Consider the following 18,607-nt stretch of genomic DNA (forward strand, 5'->3'; position numbering starts at 1 on the left):
CCCCAATGGATACTGAACAGGCATCTCCCACCCAGCAAAATCAACCAACTTACCACCCAACTCAACATGCAAAGCGTGAAGAGGCGTGCGTTTAATCTCGCCCATAGCCAGAGCCTTTCTAATCAGCGGGATTGGTCACGAACGACTGTTACAGTGCAATGCGCGTTACGCACGACACGTGACAGATTCGGGCCAATCTCATAGTTTGGGAAATCGCCTTTGGTCGATGCCATGACGATCAGATCGAAGCCTTCCTTGTACGCAAGCTTCAGGATTTCGCGGTAGACGCTGCCTTCTTCGACATGTACCGGAACGTCACCGGCATTGCCGTGATCCAGAATGGCCTGAATCGCGTTGCGTACATGCTCTTTGGCACCCGCACCATAGTTGGCAGGCAGGTTAGGGAGTTGGATGATCTCGGGGATAACGGCCACTGCGTGCAATTCAGCACCATAGAATTTTGCCTGTTCCAGCGCGAGCGGCAAGGCGTTCTTCCATGAGCGGTCGTCGGTGTGATCAATTGGCAGCAGGATTTTCGTGGCCATCACGTCTCTCCTCGAGATATAGAAATCTGTTTCAAAGCCCGGGGGCCACTCTGGCCCCCGGGGTATGTTTATCCAGGTTTATTCGGCTGGTGTGCCACCTGGCTCTTCAGACTTGCCACCCGAAGCGAAGAACTCTTTCGTCAGCTTGATGACGATCGGGCTCAGCAGCGCCAGGGCGATCAGGTTTGGAATAGCCATCATGGCGTTCAGCGTATCGGCAAGCAGCCAGATGAAGCCTAGATCCGCGGTCGCTCCAAAATAGATCATGACGATCCACAGGACGCGGTAAGGCATCAGCGATTTGACGCCGAGCAGGAACTCGACACATTTTTCGCCGTAGAACGACCAGCCCAAGATGGTGGTGAAGGCAAAGATCGACAGAGCGATGGCGATCAGATATCCACCGATCCCCGGCAATGATAGCTCGAACGCGTGGCTGGTCAGAGCGGCACCGGATTCACCAGACGTCCATGCACCCGACGAGATGATCGCCAGACCGGTGATAGAGCAAACGATGATAGTGTCGATGAACGTCCCCAGCATCGCGATCAGGCCCTGGTTGACCGGACCTTTGGTCTCGGCTGCGGCGTGCGCGATCGGAGCGGAACCCAGACCCGCTTCGTTCGAGAAGACACCACGTGCCACACCAAAGCGGATCGCAGCCCAAACAGCGGCACCCGCGAAACCACCTTCGGCGGCCGAGGGGGTGAAGGCGTAGGTGAAGACCAGTGACAGCGCATGTCCGATGTTGCCGATGTTGATCAGCAGTACCAGCAAGCCCGCGATGATGTAAGCGATTGCCATGAACGGAACCAACTTACCGGCAACTGCACCGATCCGGGTGATGCCGCCCAAGATTACGGCTGCTGTCAGAACCATCAGAACAACACCGGTGACCGAGGTGTTGAAACCGAAATTCGCTTCCAGAACCTGGGCGACACCGTTGGCCTGTACACCGTTACCGATGCCAAAGGCTGCGACAGCTCCGAACAGAGCGAACGCAACGCCCAGCCAGGCCCATTTCGCACCCAGACCGTTTTTGATGTAGTACATCGGACCGCCGACATAGTTGCCCAGCTCGTCTTTCTCGCGGTATTTCACGGCGCAGACAGCTTCGGCATATTTGGTGGCCATGCCCACCAGGGCGGTCATCCACATCCAGAACAAGGCGCCCGGACCGCCCAGGAAGACAGCAGTGGCCACACCGGCGATGTTACCCGTACCGATTGTCGCCGACAGCGAGGTCATCAGCGCGTTGAACGGGCTGATCTGCCCTTCGCCCTGACCTTCACGGCCTTTGAACAGCAGGCTGAAGCCTGTGCCGATGCGCAGGATCGGCATGAACTTCAGTCCCACCTGCAGGAAGAAGCCAACGCCGAGGATGAGGACCAGCATCAGCGGCCCCCACACGACGCTATTAATAGCCCCTACGATTGAATTTAACGCTTCCATGGTTTCCCTCCCATTTGCGTCAGGTTTATGCCCTGTTTGCGATGGCCCGCTGGCGGGCTTGCTTAAGGGCGGCAAAGTCTTCGTCCGCGTGGAACGACGAACGGGTCAGCGGGGTTGCTGACACGTGCAAAAAGCCCTTGGAACGCGCGATTTGTTCCAGTTGGCCGAATTCTTCCGGAGTCCAGAATCGGTCGATCGGGTGATGTTTCGGCGTCGGCTGCAGGTATTGACCGACTGTCAAGAAATCGACGTTTGCGGCACGCAGATCATCCATGACTTGTCGGACATCATTCAGCGTTTCACCTAGTCCAACCATCAAACCGGATTTGGTGAAAACTTCGGCATTTGCGCGTTTGGCATCGTCCAGCAACCGTAGCGAAGTATAGTAACGCGCACCCGGGCGTACAGTTGGGTAGAGGTGCGGTACAGTCTCAAGATTGTGGTTGAACACATCCGGAGCAGCCTCGAACACCACTTCTGACGCTTCGCCCTTACCCAGAAAATCGGGGGTCAGAACCTCGATCGTCGTGGTAGGGTTCTGATGGCGGACCGCACGGATTGTCTGTGCAATATGCTCAGCCCCGCCATCGGTTAAGTCATCGCGATCAACAGATGTGATGACGACATGACGCAAGCCCAGTTTCTTCACTGCTGCGGCCACCCGGCCAGGTTCGAAAACATCCAGGGCATCGGGACGCCCGGTTGAGACATTGCAGAATGAACAGCCGCGCGTGCAGACTTCGCCCATAATCATCATGGTAGCGTGCCGCTTAGACCAGCATTCACCGATATTTGGGCAGGCTGCCTCTTCGCAGACCGTCACGAGATCGTGGTCCCGCATCAGGCGGCGGGTTTCATAAAACTCGGGGCCTTGTACCTTTTTCTTGCGAATCCACTTGGGTTTGCGTGGGATAACGCTATCTGCCTTTTTGGCTTTTTCCGGGTGACGGGGACGAAGCTGGATGGTCATCTGGCGGCTCCGGTTTAGGCGTGAATCGCGCGGCCTAGGGCGTCGAGGCAGGCTTCTTTGACAGCCTCACCCATCGCAGGGTGCGCATGGCAGGTTGCAGCAACTTCGGACACGGTTGCCTCCTTGGTCATCGCCAACACCAATTCTGCGATCAGATCGCCACCATGAGCGCCACAGATATGCGCGCCCAGAATCTTGCCGTTAGTGTCTGCCAGTACTTTCACCGCACCGTCTGTTTCTCCGGTCGAGCGCGCGCGCGAGTTCGCCATGAAGGCGAATTTGCCGACGGAATACTCGGCCCCGGCGTCTTTCAGCGCTTCTTCGGTCAATCCTACCGAGGCGACTTCGGGATCTGTGTACACAACGCCCGGCACGGTGTTGTAATCGACATGCCCGGCTTCGCCTGCCAGCATTTCAACGCAGGCAACACCGTCTTCTTCGGCTTTATGTGCCAACATTGGGCCGGGAATGCAGTCACCGATGGCGTAAATGCCTGGCACTGATGTCTGGAATGTACTGTCAACCTCTATGACGCCACGTTGGTTCACAACCACGCCCAGCCCCTCTAGGCCAAGCCCTCGGGTGACGGGGCGGCGACCGACAGCGATCAACACCTTGTCGGCCTCAATTACTTCTTCCTTGTCCTTGCCAACGCGATCCACGGTCAGGGTCAGACCTGCATCCGTTTTGTCGACCGATTTCAACGCCCGACCCAATTGGAACTTCAATCCACGTTTGGACAGGGCGCGCTGCGCCAGTTTGGCAATCTCACCGTCAATTCCGGGCAACACCCGATCCAGATATTCAACCACCGTGACCTTGGCGCCCAGACGTGCCCAGACCTGCCCCAGCTCCAGACCGATAACGCCTGCACCGATCACCACCAGATGTTCGGGAACCGTCTCCAATGCGATCGCACCTGTTGAGCTGAGGATGTCCTGCTCGTCTATCTCGATTCCCGGCAATGGTGTGGGTTCCGAGCCCGTGGCAATCAGGATGTTCTTGGCTGTGTGGACATCTTCTCCAACTTTAACTTGCCCGGCGGTGGGAATGCTGGCCCACCCCTCGATCAGATCGACGCCGTTTTTCTTGAACAGGAACGCGATGCCTTTGGTCAGGTCGCCTACGATCTTGTCCTTGCGGCCCATCATCGCTGGTACATCGATGCTGGCCCCCTCGACCGCAATACCGTGGGAGGAGAGATGTGCAAGTTCGGCATATTTGGCCGAGGAGGTCAGCAACGCTTTGGAGGGTATGCACCCCACATTCAAACAAGTCCCGCCAAGCGCACCACGGCCCTCAACGCACGCTACTTTCATGCCCAATTGAGCTGCGCGGATCGCGGCGACATAGCCGCCTGGTCCGCCCCCGATGACAATAAGATCGTAAGTCATTTGGTCTTCTCTCAGTAGATCGGGTGGCTTGCGCAAAGGGCGCGGACTTTTTCGCGGGTTTCCTTTTCGACGGCCTTATCCCCGTCCGGCGATTGGGCCAATGCGTCCAATACATTGCCGATCAGGTGACCGATCTGCTTGAACTCTTCCGGACCAAAACCCCGGCTGCAGCCAGCTGCGGTGCCCAAACGAATGCCGCTGGTGATCGTCGGTTTCTGGGGGTCACCCGGAACGCTGTTTTTGTTGCAAGTGAAGCCTGCACGCTCCAGCGCAGCTTCAGCGTCTTTTCCGGTTACGCCGATTGGGCGCAGGTCGACCAGCATCAGGTGGTTTTCGGTTCCACCAGAAACGATATCGCAGCCGCGCGCTATCATTACATTCGCCAATGCTGACGCGCTATCCACGACACGCTTCATATACTCTTTGAATTCGGGTTTCAGTGCTTCTCCAAATGCAACGGCTTTTCCTGCAATCACATGCATCAGAGGGCCGCCCTGCAAGCCGGGGAAAACGGCTGAGTTCATCTTTTTTGCTAACGCTTCGTCGTTGGTCAGAATAACCCCGCCACGCGGTCCACGCAGGGTTTTGTGTGTGGTTGATGTTATAACGTGGGCGTGGCCAACTGGCGAAGGATGCAGACCTGTCGCGACAAGCCCTGCTATGTGGGCCATGTCGGCCAGCAACCAAGCACCAACTTCATCCGCGATGGCGCGGAAGCGTGCAAAGTCAATTTTTTTCGAATAGGCCGATGCGCCTGCAATGATCAGTTGGGGTTTTTCGGCTTTGGCAAGTGCCTCAACCTGATCATAATCAATCAGCCCGGCTTCGGTCAGTCCGTACTGGACCGGACGGAACCACTTGCCGGATTGGGCAGGTTTTGCGCCGTGAGTCAGGTGGCCACCAGCATCCAGCGACATACCCAGGATGGTATCGCCAGGGCTAAGTAGCGCCAGTTTGACGGCCCCGTTGGCCTGTGCACCCGAATGGGGTTGGACGTTTGCATACTCGCAACCGAACAATTGTTTCAACCGTTCGATCGCTTCGGCCTCGACTTCATCCACATATTCGCATCCACCATAATAGCGGCGGCCAGGATAGCCTTCGGCATATTTGTTGGTCAGCACAGAACCCTGTGCATCGATCACAGCCTGAGAGACAATATTTTCAGAAGCGATCAGTTCGATCTGTTCAGCCTGACGTTTGCCTTCGCGCGCAATCGATGACGCGATGACCGGATCGGCTTCAATGAGCGACTTTTTGAACATTATCTCCTCCATCGACCATGATCCCCAAACAGGAAATTAAGTTTCCTATAGTGGAGAATGTACCTATAAGGCAACAAATATTTAGCAACAGGAAAGTTGTAGGATGTTGTGGAAACCTTTAACCTTCAGAAAAAGGGGAGAATTATATGGTTGAGGACCACCCAAATGATACTTCTGGACCGGATGAATTGGGCGATGGAGCTGTACTAGGACGCTCGATCCGTGATGCGCGTCGTGAAAAAGGCTGGACTTTGGAAGAGGCTGGTCGGGCAGCGGGAATCGGTCGATCCACGCTTTCGAAAATTGAAAACAATCAAACGCGACCTAGTTTTGACATCGTGCGAAGGCTGACACAGGCACTGGGTATGAGCACGCCTCAACTGTTCCTGCAGTCAGGACAGACCGGCATATCAGGGCGACGCGATTTCACCGCCAAGGGTGAGGGTGAAATCAAGAACACACCTACCTATTTACATGAGCTTCTGTGCACAGAGCTCACAAGCAAGCGGATGCTTCCCTATATCGCGACGATCAAAGCCAGAGATATTTCAGAGTATGATACTTGGATCAGACACAGTGGCGAAGAGTTCATGTATGTAATCAGCGGCGAGTTGACGTTTGTATCCGAACACTATCGACCATTGCCCATGAAAGCTGGGGATTCACTATATTACGACAGCAGTATGGGGCACGGATGCATCTCAACCAGCAAAGAAGATGCCCAGGTGTTGTGGGTATCGCTCGAGTGAAACCGATGTGACGGTTTGTTTTGATAACCGTGTTGTTGTTGGGACGGAATTAGAATTTGAGCACTCTCAATCCGAACAAAAGAAGAAGCACATGACACAGAATATCTTTGCCGGCACGATGCCTGCATTAATGACACCCTGCCTGCCTAATCGGGCTCCGGATTTCGATGCTTTGGTCAAAAAGGGCAAAGAGATGATCGACGCCGGCATGTCTGCCGTGGTGTATTGTGGATCGATGGGCGATTGGCCTTTGCTAACGGATGCGCAAAGGATGGAAGGCGTTGAAAGGCTGGTTGATGCTGGATTGCCTGTGGTTGTTGGCACAGGTGCCATTAACTCGAAATCAGCGGTCGCGCATGCAGCTCATGCGCAGAAAGTGGGCGCATCAGGTCTGATGGTTATTCCACGTGTTCTTTCGCGTGGCTCGTCGATCGCGGCACAAAAGAACCATTTCAAAGCCATCTTATCAGCAGCACCCGACGTTCCAGCGATTATCTATAACAGCCCAGTATACGGTTTTGCGACCCGCGCTGACTTGTTTTTCGCACTCCGGGCCGAACATCCAAATCTGGTCGGTTTCAAAGAATTCGGAGGCAAAGACGATCTGAGATATGCTGCCGAATTCATTACGTCTAAGGACGATCAGGTTACGTTAATGGTCGGTGTAGACACCGAGGTCTATCACGGTTTCGTAAATTGTGGAGCCACGGGGTCAATTACTGGGATCGGCACGGCGCTGCCGAAAGAGGCGCTGCTGCTGGCGGCACTGGCCAAGAAAGCCGCGACTGGTCACGCCGAAGCCCGCCTGCGCGCACGCGAATTGGATGAGGCGTTTGGCGTATTGGCAAGTTTTGACGAAGGTACGGACCTCGTTCTGTACTATAAACATCTTCTGGTCCTGAATGGTGAAGATGAATACCGTCTGCATTTCAACGAAACAGACGAGTTGTCTGACGCGCAGCGAAACTATTGCGAACAGCAGTATGAACTTTTCCGCGACTGGTTCAACGACTGGGTCCAACAGGGTGGGGTCATCGCTGAATGCATGTGATCGACAGCCATACCGGGGGAATGCCCACGCGTGTCATTCTGGATGGCGGTCCCGATCTGGGGTCGGGGTCGGGGTCGGTGGCAGAGCGGGCGGAACGATTGGCGATGCAGCACGAGCAGTTCTACAAATCCATTCTGCTAGAGCCGCGTGGCCAGCCCGGAATGGTTGGTGCACTTCTTGTGGAGCCCGTAAACCCGGCCTGTGCCGCGGGCGTTATCTATTTTGACGCTGATGCGGTGCTGGGGATGTGCGGGCATGGCACGATCGGTCTGGGTGTAACACTGGCTCATTTGGGTCGGATCGGAGTCGGTGTGCACCGGATCGAAACCCCTGCAGGAGAAGTGGTGATTGACCTGAAGGACCCAAACACCGTTGAGGTTACGAATATCGAAAGCCGCCGGGTGCGTCAGGCGGTTACTATTGATGTCGACGGCTACGGGTCAGTGACCGGAGACGTAGCTTATGGCGGCAATTGGTTTTTTATTGTCGACCCGAGCCCAATGTCTGTTGAACCTGCAAACATCCGTTCATTGACTGACTTTACCATTGCTATCCGCGAAGCCTGTATCTCCCATGGTGTTGGCGGTGAGAATGGCGAGCCTGTCGACCATGTTATTTTGCAAGGCAAGTCTCCGAATAAAGGGGTCCACAGCCGAAACTTTGTTCTATGCCCTGATAACGATTATGACCGCTCACCCTGCGGCACCGGCAGTTCGGCGCGTTTGGCTTGTCTGGCGGCCAGTGGGCAGCTGCGAGCCGGAGAAGAGATTGTGCAGGAGAGTGTTATCGGAAGCAGCTACCGGTTGTTCTATAAACCCGGGCAGGGTGGGGGTGTTGTTCCAAGTTTAACCGGGCAAGCATACGTGATGGCTGAAAGCACATTGATCTTTGCTGAGGGCGATCCGTTCCGAACCGGAATAATCAGACCGTAACCAGAGGGCAGAAATGAATGTCTGTTTCCAAAATCGTGGCGGGTGGGCAAACGGGCGTTGATTTGGCTGCATTGGATTTCGCACGAAAGCACCAAATCCTTTATGGTGGTTGGGTTCCAAAAGGCAGAACAAACGAGGCCGGTCTGATCCCTCATGATTATACCGGATTGGTCGAAACCCATTCAACGAAAGTGATCGAACGGACAAAGCTGAACGTTCAGTCCAGTGATGCAACGCTGATAATTGTGAATGGTTCAGACAGTCCTGGCACGCAACAAACAGTTGTTTTTGCAAGGGAGGCCGGAAAGCCTTACTTGGTGCTCGATGTCAGGCAGGGAACGGAGTTTTGTCAACAAAAACTGCGGGATTGGTTGCGCACAAATCCGGTTGAAGTCTTGAACATTGCCGGTCCGCGCGGGTCAGAGGCGCCCGGTCTGGATGTGCAGGTGCGAGATCTGCTTGAGGGTAGTCTCGATGAATTTGCCTACCCCAGATAATCACGCAGCGCAGGAGGTGGATTTTCAAATAGCTGCTTGGTTGCAACAGGTGCGTGTGCAACCTGATCCGTAATAAATACCGTTTGCTCGGTTATCCGAAGCGCATCCTGAGGATCATGACTGACCATAAGCAGCGTTGTTCCGGTCTCAGCCACCAGATCCGCCACCAGATCTAACATCTCGGCCTTTAGCGCAGGACCAAGGGCCGCAAAGGGTTCGTCCAGCAACAAGACATCTCGCTTTTGAACTAATATTCTAGCCAGCGCGACCCGGCTCTGTTGTCCTCCGGACAATTCGGCAGGTTTTCTGGTTCCCATTTCCGGTAGGCCAACGCGATGCAAGGCCGTCCTTACCATTTCCTTTTCTTCATCTGACAAGCGCCCATTCGGGCGGATGCCCAAGCCAACATTTTGGGCCGCGGTCAGATGCGGGAACAAATTTCCGTCCTGAAACAGCATCGCAAACGGTCTTTTTCCCGGAGACAGTGTGGTCAGACTTTGGTCATTCCAGTGCATCTGCCCGGCCTTCAAATCCCGAAATCCGGCAATGGTTTCCAGCAACGTAGATTTCCCTGCGCCAGATGGGCCAATGACCGCGACCTTGGCTCCGGTTTCGATTTCAAAATCGGCATTCAGCAGAAAGCTGCCGTTCGAGATGATGCATTCATCAAGCTTCAGCATGCCAACGCCCTCCACGATCCAGTATCCAAAACACGCCCATCGAAAGTAGAAGCAGCAACAACGCTCCGCCCGCAGCCGCTTGCATTTGGTAGGCCCCCATAAGGCGATAAATCTGCAATGGAAGGGTTGCGATCTGCGCATCAGCGAACAATGCGATTACGCCAAGGTCACCCATCGACAGGGCAGCAGCCAAGCCTGCAGCAAAACCGATTTGAGGGCGAAGACGCATCACTATGATGCGGGTGAAAAATGTGCGCTTGTTCATATCCAGAGACAGGGCCAAACGTCTGTGCCGCTTTATCGTGTCGCGCGCAGCGGGCACGAGTATTCGAAGCGCGAAAGGCAAGGCCATCACGGCGTTAACCAGTGCAGTGACGGGAAGGGCCAGCATAGCTGGATTGGCGACAGGGCGGATCAGAATAAATAGACCGGTGCCGATAACCAGTGGTGATGCAGCGAGGCCGAGAATGCCGCACAGTTCAACGATGCCATACCTTCCGGTCGCCGCAGAAACAGCCATAGGCACCGCGAGCAGCAACAACAGCATGGTGCTGATGGTGGCCACGAGGATCGAAGTGGCGGCTGCGCGAAACACTAGGGTGGGTAGTTCGAACAATCCCAACACGCCTGAAATCACCACAGATGCCAATGGCAAAAGTAAGAATGTTGCTGCGGCGATAATCCAAAACGCGTCCAACAGAGGCGTTCCACCATCCCAACGGCGGATTGCACGGTTGAGGCCCGCCCCAAAGCCGTCCCCTCTCGAAAACTTCAGGGCCGCCAGTGCGGCAGCCGCAGTCAGGGCCAGTTGCAACGCGGATAGCAGCGCTGCACGACCAAGGTCGAAATCATATGTAAACGCCTGATAAATCGCGAGTTCGATCGTGGTCGCGCGCGGGCCGCCGCCTAACGTTAGAGCAACGGCAAAGCTAGTCAGGCAGATGGCAAAGATAACGGCCAGAACGCCGGGCAAAACGCGCCGCAGCATAGGCAATTCGATCAATCGAAACATTGCCATCCCATCACATCCAAGCTGTGCGGCTAGACGAAATCGTTCTGCTGGAACCTCCTGCCATCCTTGCAAAATCAGCCGCGTTGCAAGAGGGAGATTGAAAAACACATGGGCCAGAACGACTCCGTGCAGCCCGTAAATCTGGATTGGTGGAAGGCCAAAAACGCCCAATACATCCGAGATCCATCCAGAGCGGCCAAAAACCTGCAGCAATCCCAATATCGCGACGATCACCGGTAGGATGAATGGCGCCCCCAAGAGCGCTATCAATACCCGTCGTCCACGAAACCGCCGCCGCGCCAATGCGCGTGCCACTGGGATGGCCAAAATAGAACTGAACGCTGCAGAGAGCGTTGCTTGCAAAAGCGTAAAGCGCAGCGCCGCCCAATCAGAGGGATTGAATCCGCCGCTGGTTTCGGCACGTAAACCAACTGTGGCCAAAGTTCCCAATATCAGCGCGGCGACAAGGACCGCTGCGCTGATACCTGGCCATGAGCTTACTGGCTGAGTGCGCCCAGCCATTCCGTCAATGCCTCATCTCTTTTGGTTGCAGCTTCGCTGGGATCAATAATCAGAGATTTCTGAGGAACGACCAGAGTGTCAAAACCTTCGGGCAGCCCCGAGGACGGGGTGACGGCTGGATACATCCAGTTGGTTGTCGGGATGATCTGCTGGAACGCGTCGGAAACCATGAAATTCAAAAACTGGTCGGCCAAATCTGAATGATCCGAGCCAGCCAATTTTGCCGCAACTTCGATCTGCATATAATGGCCTTCGTCAAAGGCTGCAGCTGCTTTGCTGGCATCTTCCTCGGCGATCAGATGATAGGCAGGAGATGTTGTGTAGCTCAACACCATGTCAGCCTCGCCATCGAGAAACAGCCCATAAGCTTCGGACCAGCCTTTGGTCACAGTCACGATGTTGTCGGAAAGATCAGCCCAGATTGCCGGGGCTTCATCACCATAAGCCGCCTTGACCCACAATAGCAGGCCCAGACCCGGCGTAGATGAGCGTGGGTCTTGAATGATGATTTTAGCCTCGCTGTCCGCCAGTTCCCGAAAATTGGCGGGCGCTGACGCATCAGCGTTGTGAACAAAGGCAAAGTAACCCCAATCAAAAGGAACGAAAGTATCGTCTGTCCATTGGATTGGCAGCGCGTAATCAGCGGTTACCGAATGAGGGGCAAACAAGCCGGTTTCCTTGGCGGCGGCAATCAGATTGGTATCTAGCCCCAGCACAACATCTGCATCGGTGTTCTCACCCTCAAGACGGATGCGTGACAACAGGGCGGCACCGTCTTCGACGCCCACAAGATTAAGGTCGCAGTCACATACTGCCTCAAATGCTTCTTCGACTATAGGGCCAGGGCCCCAGTCCGAGACGAAGCTGTCATATGTATAAACGGTCAACTGTGGTTTGTCGGCTGCAACAGCCGATGTCGCAGTCAGTATTCCCGCAGCAATTGCCAGATGTTTCATATCATCCTCCAATGCGGCGAGAGGGCAAGGATGGACAAAACCTGTACCTTTCCCTCCGCCGGTTCTAGCCGGTTCAGGTTCAACGGGTTTGCCAGTGGACATCTCAGCGCAGTATCGCGCGCACCCCGAGGTAGGGCTGTGATTAGGGTGACACGAGCGCAAATACAACCAAAATCCTGAGCTTCAAGCCTGCAGCAGGTCGATTTTTGCCGACTAATCGCTCAGTTTGATGTTGAAATTGATGCGCGCTTTTATACGCAAATTTGACGCGCATAATATATGGTGTTAAATTTGCTTATGAGGAGGTTGGTTATATGAATGTCCAAGCACGGAAACCGACCAATCTGTCGCTCGATCCCGCTTTGCTTACCGAGGCTCGAAAACTGAAAGTGAACCTTTCGCGGGCCGCGGAGGAGGGGGTTCGTGCAGCCGTGGCGGCAGCCAAGGCAGAGCAATGGCAAGCGGAGAACGCCGAAGCTCTGCAAAGCTCCAACTCTTATGTTGAAAAACATGGATTACCTCTGGAGCGGTTTCGTCAGTTCTGATGCCAAAATACGATGTGTTTCCGAACCCCTCTGGCGATGGCTTCTTGTTGGATGTCCAATCAGATCTTCTGAGCGATCTGAACACACGTGTGGTCGTACCCCTATTGCCGAAACCGCACGCGCCGAAACCTGCAACTCGTCTTAACCCAGAGTTCATGATCATGGATGAGCCGGTTGTCATGGTGACCCAGTTTATGGCGGCTGTTCCGACAGGGGTACTCAAATCGCCAGTAGGGAATCTCGTTGACGAGTTTGAAAAAATTACCGTTGCTGTCGATATGCTGATGCAAGGCTTCTGAAAAGGAATGGCTGGCCAAATAGGCCAGCCATCGTTAATCTGCAGAAGCGGCAGGTTATTGGTCTTCAGTTCTATTTTCCACGAAGCACAACAACACTGCATTGGGCATGCCGGACAACACGTGCAGCCGTTGAGCCGATCAGATAGTCCGAAAGACCCGGTTGATGCGACGCCACGATGATGCAATCCGCTTTGTGCTTTTCAGCCCAATCGAGGATCGAATTTGTGGGATGCCCAGTCACGACATGCGTACTGGTGTTCGAAGCCTCCACGGCTGTGCCCAGTCTTTCTTCAAACTCTGAAACGCTTTTCTGAACCTGTTCCGCAGGAAAGTACGAGCCGATATACGAAGGAAGTTCTTCGAGAACCGATAGCACCGATACGGTTCCTCCGTCTGCCAGCAGACGGCTTGCAGCATCCAGAGACAAGGAGCAGTCGTTGATGTGATCGGGTGCGACTGGAACGAGGATATGGTTATACATCGGAACCTCCGGGTTATTTCAGGATGCTTGGCAGCCAGGTTGCGATCTGCGGGAAGATGAAGATTAGTGTCAGACCAACAAACTGCAGCACAACAAACGGGCCAACCGAGTTGTAGACGTCGCCCATGCTGACATCTTTGGGTAGCACCCCTTTGATCCAGAACAGCACGAAACCAAACGGAGGTGTCAGATAGGCGATCTGGATGTTCACGATGAACAGTGCGCCAAACCACAGCTTGTCGATCCCCAACTCGTCAATGATTGGAATGAACAGCGGGGTACACAGCATGATGATAGCCCAATCGTCCATCACCATACCCAGAACGAGGATGATCAGCATCATCATCAGCAGGATGCCTGTGCTGCCGCCCGGCATGGAAAGTACCAGGTTGGTCAACAAATCCTGGCTGCCCAGAGTATTGAACACATTCAGATAGACAGTTGCACCGATCAGGATCCACAGACCCATGCCGCTGAGTTTTAAAGTGGAAACCAGCGATTCCTTCAAAACTTCCCAGGTCAGCTTTCCGTAGATCAGGTTGATGACAAATGCACCCGCCGCACCAAATGCCGCTGCTTCGGCAGGGGTTGCGATACCGCCCCAGATGACACCCAGAACGATGATGATCAGTAGTGCAAATGGCCAGATGCTGAGAACTGCGGTCAGTTTTTCGGCGCGGGTGAATTTCTGATCTGCAGGCAGCGCGGGGCCCAGTTCAGGCTGAATTTTGCAGCGTACGCCGATATAGATCGTATAGAATGTCGCCAGCATCAGGCCCGGCAAGAGGCCTGCCATGAACAGATCACCGATCGAAACCTTGGCCAGCAAACCATAAAAGATGAAGGGAACGCTGGGAGGGATCAGTGCGCCCAACGCACCGCCAGCCGCGATACAGCCAATCGCGATACGGCGATCATATTTATAGCGCATCATTGACGGGTAAGCGATTTGACCCATTGTGGTCGTTGCCGGAGGTGTGATGCCGGTGATGGCAGCAAACACCGTACAAACCTGTACCGTACCCATGGCGAGACCGCCGTGAATATGGCCAATCAGTTTGTACACGGCATCATAGGCCGTCTCGGCTATCCCAGAAAATCTTATTAGTGAACCCATAAACAGGAATAGGGGAACTGTGACCAAAACCGAGTTCCAAGGTGTTGAATAGAAGGCACTTGGTACCGAAAGCAGCGCGCGGGGTTCAAAAACCAAGGCAAACAGCACTGCCGTTCCACCCAAACCGAACGCAACCGGCAGGCCCATAAAAAGGATCCCAAACAGTATTAAGAAATACAGCGCTGTAATTAGTTCGAGGCTCATGATCCTTAGTTTCCTTACCTAGTGGCCGTTCGCGCGGTCTATGTCAGGTTGCTTGCCGGCAGTCTTTCGAACGCTGACATGCGCCTATCTAATCTGCTGGCCCAACAGTCGGGCCAGCAGAAGCGTTTTAAGCAATGCGTGAGCTTTCACGCGGCGCGGGATTATTGCGCGTTTGCCTTGTCTTCCAAGAACTTCTTGAAGATTTCGACGCCTTTGGCGTTGCCATCCGAAGCAGCTGCAACCTGCGGCCACACCTCGGCAATTGACTTTTCGCGCATACGAGCAACTTCTTCGTCGCTCAGCTCGATCACTTCACCACCGGCATCACGCAGGATCTGCAGCGCTTCTTCCACGCCTTCCGCATGCATGCGGCTGGTTTCGAAGTAGGTTTCTTCAAAGACGCCATCGATCTTTTCGCGCTGCCAGTCGGTCAGGGCATTCCAGCTTTGCAGGTTGATAAAGATTTCCTGATGCTGGGCAGGGTTCCAGCCGGGCATGATCGCATAATCGATCACTTCGTGGAACGACATGTCGTCGATGCCGCCAGTGTCCCAGTATGTGCCTTCGATCGTGCCCAGTTTGATGGCCGTATAGATTTCGCCACCATTCATCGAGACTGGCGCACCGCCCATGGTCGAGTGGAAGATGGCCTGAGGGCCACCGGCACGCATTTTGTGCCCTTCCAGATCTTCCATCTTTTCGACGCGGAACTTGGTGAACATCGCGTTCGGGCCCTGGTTGGTCCAACCAGCCCAATGCAGGTTACGGGCATGCGCCGCTTCCTGAACGATGTCGCCTACGCGATAATCAGGGTTGCCCCACATCACTTCCCAGGCTTCTTCGGTGTTGTTGGCGCCCATAGCCATACCAAACGCCAGCATGCCTTCGGGCATATCGCCACCATAGACAGAGCCCCATCCGGCATAGCCGTCGGTCAAACCAGCTGCGGCGGCGCCAAAGGCCTCTGCACCACTGACCAGTGCTCCGGCGGGCTCAACGCGGATTTTAACAGTGCCTTCGGTCGCTTTTTCAACAGCTTCAACCCAAGGGATCAGGCCGTTGTCCCAGCCAGCATCGGTCTGGTCAAATGCAGGCTGGAAAGTCCATTCAGTGACTTCATCCGGCGGCCCGTCCTGAGCGACGGCTATGCTTGCGGTCACCGCAAAGGCGCCCGCCCACATCGTGGTGTGCATAAACCTGTTTGGTTTCATGTTAGTTCCTCCTCGTTAGTGGATCAGTTTGTTTTCGTGAAATTATGTGTATCCGGGCAAACGGCCTTAGCCCCGCCCGAAGATCGTTTGCAGATCGCGGAGCAAGTGTTTCAAGACCACCAAAAGTACCATTACACCGCTAAGCGGAATGGCAAACTTGATTGGATAGATCGGGATCGGGATAGATGTCGGAGTTTTCTGGTTGAGCATCAATGACAATGACGCGGCCTCGTATCCCTTCCAGATCAAGGCGACCAGAAACAGAATAGCGATCGGCGCCGTCAGGACGTCCAAGATCGCTTTTGATCGCTTGCTTGCATTTGCGTAGAACAGGTCAAGTTTGACAAAGCTGTCATGCTGCAGCGCGTAAACACCTCCGGTACAGGCCAACAATACCATTGCTGCCTGCAAAGTGGTTCCAATCCACTGTGACGGTGCGTTGAGTACGTAGCGCATGAACACGTCCGACACACCAAATGCCATGCAATACAGGATCAGGAACCAACCGATACGGCCCATGACCTCTGAGATTGCGCTTGTCAGTTTTTCCAATCCGCGCATCAGCATTCCGACCTCACTGTGTTTTTCATGGATATGGTTCTCCCTCAAAAATTCCGAGTGTAACTTCGATGTTCTCTGTCTCTGGCGGCAAAGTTCAAAGGTAACTAACTCAGACGTATACCATACAGTCGTTGGCTGAAGCTCATCTCAGAGTGTTGACGCGTATTCCACTCATGCAAAACCATGCGAACGGTCTCCCTCCCTTATCGCATCGAACGATCCGAACTACTCCCAGTTTCAGTGTGGAGCCTTCCGGATCGCTACAGCAAACGCGATGGAGTACCGCTGAGAAAGATACAGTTGCTTGTAATAATGGGTACAGATTGTATCGCGCGAGGCGTTCGATGATCGCCATAATTTGTATCTGACCGCATACTGATGGCGGGTGAACATACCCACCTACCGGACACTTATTGAAGTTACGTTTTGGTAGAAGCGCTTTTATTACATGAAGTTGGTGGAAGTTTCTTTTTGAGTTATCATCAATCGACTCGTAATCAGATCACCTGTTTCCGACTGCAATTCCGGAGAGACGAATGGGCATAACTTGCCTTTTGCCTTTCGCAAGGAACACTTGAAAACAAGGATACAGTTTGCAAGTCGCGCGGCGGAAACGTTGACTGGGGCCCTGTAGGATATGACACAACGATTGAGTATTGATAAATCTCAGTCCAGCGGATTGCGCGACCAGATCGTCTCGCAGATATCGCGACTCATATTTGAAGGATTGATGCCTTCCGGGCTGAAACTTGCCTCGTGCCGCGTGCTGGCGCGGGATTTAGATGTTTCTATTAATACGGTTGTCGCAGCCTATCGTAAGCTTGAGGAAGAACAACTGATCGAGGCACGGCCTCGGTCTGGCTATTTTGTGTGTTCTGACCGCGGGATACGAACGGACAGTGATGCGATTGGCCGGTCGAATACCAGGCCCGCTACATCAATAAGCCACAAACTGAACAAACTGCGCCGTACTGAAGAGATTGAGACAATCCCGCGCCCAATAGACTGGTATAAATATGCCTATCCTTTTGTGTGTAATCAGATCGATGATGGTGTGTTTCCAGTTGCGGATTGGCGTGAGTGCACCCGGCTGGCAATGAACCGAAAAGACCTCAAGATCTGGTCTGCAGATGGACTTTATGATGACAGCCTAGAGCTTGTCGAACAGGTCAGGCAACGCATTTTGCCACGGCGGGGAATTTTCGAGCCCAGTGAATCGATACTGATTACATTGGGTTCACAGAATGGGCTTTTTATTACCAGCCTGCTCTTTGGCGGGCGTGAACGTACTGCGGTAATGGAAGATCCGGGTTATCCGGATGCTCGCAAGATTCTTCAGGCCAATTTCGGTAAGGTAAGCTTTCAACCCGTGGATGAGGAAGGTCTCATTGTTGACGAGCGCCTGCGCGGTGCGGATCTGGTGTTCATCACGCCGAACCGTCAACACCCAACCACAGTCACGTTGTCTGAACGTCGTCGGCGCGCACTGTTGCAAGCTGCTGAAGATTATGACTTTTACATCGTCGAAGATGACTACGAATGCGACGTGGACTATCGTCATTCACCGCTTCTGCCGCTGCGGAGCCTGGATGATACCGACCGCCTAATCTATCTGGGCAGCTTGTCCAAGGGGCTCTCGCCAGGTTTGCGACTGGGGTATCTGGCAGCCGCGCCTGAGTTTATCGATGCAGCGCGAGATTGCCGGGGCATGATGATGCGCCACCCACCCATGATACTGCAACATACTGCCGCCGCGTTCATCAGGTTAGGATATTACGACGGTTTGCTACGCCGGGTGCGGCAGAACTATGAACAACGCTGGCATTTGGCAGACTCGATGATTCGTGAGCGGTTACCCAGCTTTCTGAGAGCAGGTGAATTCGGTGGTACTGTTTTCGTTCTAGCCGATCCCGATGAAAAACTCGAGGCTAAGACAATTTGTGATGCAGCACTCAGACGGGGTGTTATCGTAGAGCCGATTGGACCGTGTTTCTCGAAGGCAGCGGAAGGGAAGCATCATTTCCGAGTTGGTGTCTCATCAATCCAACCGGGGTTGATCCCGCAAGGAATTGAACTGTTATCCAACGTCGTGACCGAGTTGCAGGGTACGTGATGGCTTGTTTGATATGAAGCCCAAGCTGATCCCGTGAAGTCTGTGTGTAGA

19 protein-coding genes and 1 riboswitch are annotated in these 18,607 nt (G+C 54.1%); of the genes, 7 read left to right on the forward strand and 12 right to left on the reverse strand.

The annotated features are described in order from the left end of the window. Positions 1-122 precede the first annotated feature (122 nt). The 5 genes from ACR0DU_RS08970 to glyA form a co-directional block, all read right to left on the reverse strand. Positions 123-545 (reverse strand): universal stress protein, encoded by a 423-nt coding sequence (locus tag ACR0DU_RS08970; protein WP_010441645.1) that lies wholly within the window; start codon positions 543-545, stop codon positions 123-125. 78 nt (positions 546-623) lie between these two features. Next, entirely contained in the window at positions 624-1,997 is a 1,374-nt protein-coding gene (locus tag ACR0DU_RS08975) for an alanine/glycine:cation symporter family protein (RefSeq protein ID WP_029621957.1), read from the reverse strand. 25 nt (positions 1,998-2,022) lie between these two features. Then, on the reverse strand, positions 2,023-2,967 hold the full coding sequence (lipA, locus tag ACR0DU_RS08980) for a lipoyl synthase (protein ID WP_480873788.1): 945 nt from the start codon (positions 2,965-2,967) through the stop codon (positions 2,023-2,025). 14 nt (positions 2,968-2,981) lie between these two features. Then, positions 2,982-4,361 carry a dihydrolipoyl dehydrogenase gene (gene lpdA / locus ACR0DU_RS08985; protein WP_480873791.1) on the reverse strand — a complete coding sequence of 460 codons (1,380 nt, stop codon included), beginning with the start codon at positions 4,359-4,361 and terminating at the stop codon, positions 2,982-2,984. A gap of 11 nt (positions 4,362-4,372) precedes the next feature. Beyond that, complete coding sequence (gene glyA / locus ACR0DU_RS08990; RefSeq protein WP_480873794.1) at positions 4,373-5,626, reverse strand: serine hydroxymethyltransferase; 1,254 nt, start codon at positions 5,624-5,626, stop codon at positions 4,373-4,375. 146 nt (positions 5,627-5,772) lie between these two features. On the opposite strand from glyA, the gene ACR0DU_RS08995 reads away from it, so the two are divergent. The 4 genes from ACR0DU_RS08995 to ACR0DU_RS09010 all read left to right on the forward strand — a co-directional run bounded on the left by ACR0DU_RS08995 (position 5,773) and on the right by ACR0DU_RS09010 (position 8,855). Beyond that, complete coding sequence (locus tag ACR0DU_RS08995) at positions 5,773-6,375, forward strand: helix-turn-helix domain-containing protein (RefSeq protein ID WP_170774483.1); 603 nt, start codon at positions 5,773-5,775, stop codon at positions 6,373-6,375. A 91-nt stretch (positions 6,376-6,466) separates the two neighbouring features. Next, entirely contained in the window at positions 6,467-7,426 is a 960-nt protein-coding gene (locus tag ACR0DU_RS09000) for a dihydrodipicolinate synthase family protein (protein WP_319544477.1), read from the forward strand. Next, positions 7,417-8,358, forward strand: a complete 942-nt coding sequence (locus tag ACR0DU_RS09005) for a 4-hydroxyproline epimerase (RefSeq protein WP_480873797.1) — start codon at positions 7,417-7,419, stop codon at positions 8,356-8,358. The genes ACR0DU_RS09000 and ACR0DU_RS09005 overlap by 10 nt, the downstream gene beginning before the upstream one ends. A gap of 17 nt (positions 8,359-8,375) precedes the next feature. Continuing rightward, entirely contained in the window at positions 8,376-8,855 is a 480-nt protein-coding gene (locus ACR0DU_RS09010) for a putative molybdenum carrier protein (protein WP_480873800.1), read from the forward strand. On the opposite strand, the gene ACR0DU_RS09015 is transcribed toward ACR0DU_RS09010, so the two are convergent. From ACR0DU_RS09015 to thiB, 3 genes are read right to left on the reverse strand one after another with little or no spacing between them, the layout of a single operon-like run. Further along, positions 8,843-9,535, reverse strand: a complete 693-nt coding sequence (locus ACR0DU_RS09015) for an ATP-binding cassette domain-containing protein (protein ID WP_170780539.1) — start codon at positions 9,533-9,535, stop codon at positions 8,843-8,845. The two genes, ACR0DU_RS09010 and ACR0DU_RS09015, sit on opposite strands and share 13 nt — an antisense overlap. Beyond that, entirely contained in the window at positions 9,522-11,069 is a 1,548-nt protein-coding gene (locus ACR0DU_RS09020; RefSeq protein ID WP_480873803.1) for an ABC transporter permease family protein, read from the reverse strand. Before ACR0DU_RS09020 ends, ACR0DU_RS09015 begins: the two co-directional genes overlap by 14 nt. After that, positions 11,045-12,025, reverse strand: a complete 981-nt coding sequence (thiB, locus tag ACR0DU_RS09025) for a thiamine ABC transporter substrate binding subunit (RefSeq protein ID WP_480873806.1) — start codon at positions 12,023-12,025, stop codon at positions 11,045-11,047. The genes ACR0DU_RS09020 and thiB overlap by 25 nt, the downstream gene beginning before the upstream one ends. A 32-nt stretch (positions 12,026-12,057) precedes the next feature. After that, positions 12,058-12,163, reverse strand: a riboswitch (TPP riboswitch). 176 nt (positions 12,164-12,339) lie between these two features. On the opposite strand from thiB, the gene ACR0DU_RS09030 reads away from it, so the two are divergent. Together ACR0DU_RS09030 and ACR0DU_RS09035 are read left to right on the forward strand one after the other, a co-directional pair. Continuing rightward, complete coding sequence (locus tag ACR0DU_RS09030) at positions 12,340-12,570, forward strand: type II toxin-antitoxin system CcdA family antitoxin (RefSeq protein ID WP_170543922.1); 231 nt, start codon at positions 12,340-12,342, stop codon at positions 12,568-12,570. After that, positions 12,570-12,869, forward strand: a complete 300-nt coding sequence (locus ACR0DU_RS09035) for a CcdB family protein (protein WP_480873809.1) — start codon at positions 12,570-12,572, stop codon at positions 12,867-12,869. Before ACR0DU_RS09030 ends, ACR0DU_RS09035 begins: the two co-directional genes overlap by 1 nt. Before the next feature lie 70 nt (positions 12,870-12,939). Here the strand turns inward: ACR0DU_RS09035 and ACR0DU_RS09040 are convergent, their stop codons facing one another. From ACR0DU_RS09040 to ACR0DU_RS09055, 4 genes are all read right to left on the reverse strand, one after another. Then, the gene (locus ACR0DU_RS09040) at positions 12,940-13,350 is read right to left on the reverse strand and encodes a universal stress protein (RefSeq protein WP_480873812.1); all 411 of its coding nucleotides are present in this window, start codon (positions 13,348-13,350) and stop codon (positions 12,940-12,942) included. A 13-nt stretch (positions 13,351-13,363) separates the two neighbouring features. Then, positions 13,364-14,671: a TRAP transporter large permease gene (locus tag ACR0DU_RS09045; RefSeq protein ID WP_010441630.1), complete on the reverse strand. Its 1,308-nt coding sequence runs from the start codon at positions 14,669-14,671 to the stop codon at positions 13,364-13,366. 161 nt (positions 14,672-14,832) lie between these two features. Beyond that, the gene (locus ACR0DU_RS09050) at positions 14,833-15,882 is read right to left on the reverse strand and encodes a TRAP transporter substrate-binding protein (protein WP_010441629.1); all 1,050 of its coding nucleotides are present in this window, start codon (positions 15,880-15,882) and stop codon (positions 14,833-14,835) included. A gap of 66 nt (positions 15,883-15,948) precedes the next feature. Further along, entirely contained in the window at positions 15,949-16,449 is a 501-nt protein-coding gene (locus ACR0DU_RS09055) for a TRAP transporter small permease subunit (protein WP_170543928.1), read from the reverse strand. Between the two features lie 631 nt (positions 16,450-17,080). On the opposite strand from ACR0DU_RS09055, the gene ACR0DU_RS09060 reads away from it, so the two are divergent. Continuing rightward, complete coding sequence (locus ACR0DU_RS09060; RefSeq protein WP_480873817.1) at positions 17,081-18,556, forward strand: aminotransferase-like domain-containing protein; 1,476 nt, start codon at positions 17,081-17,083, stop codon at positions 18,554-18,556. Positions 18,557-18,607 lie beyond the last annotated feature (51 nt).

The sequence above is a fragment of the Ruegeria sp. G2 genome, from assembly GCF_056533505.1.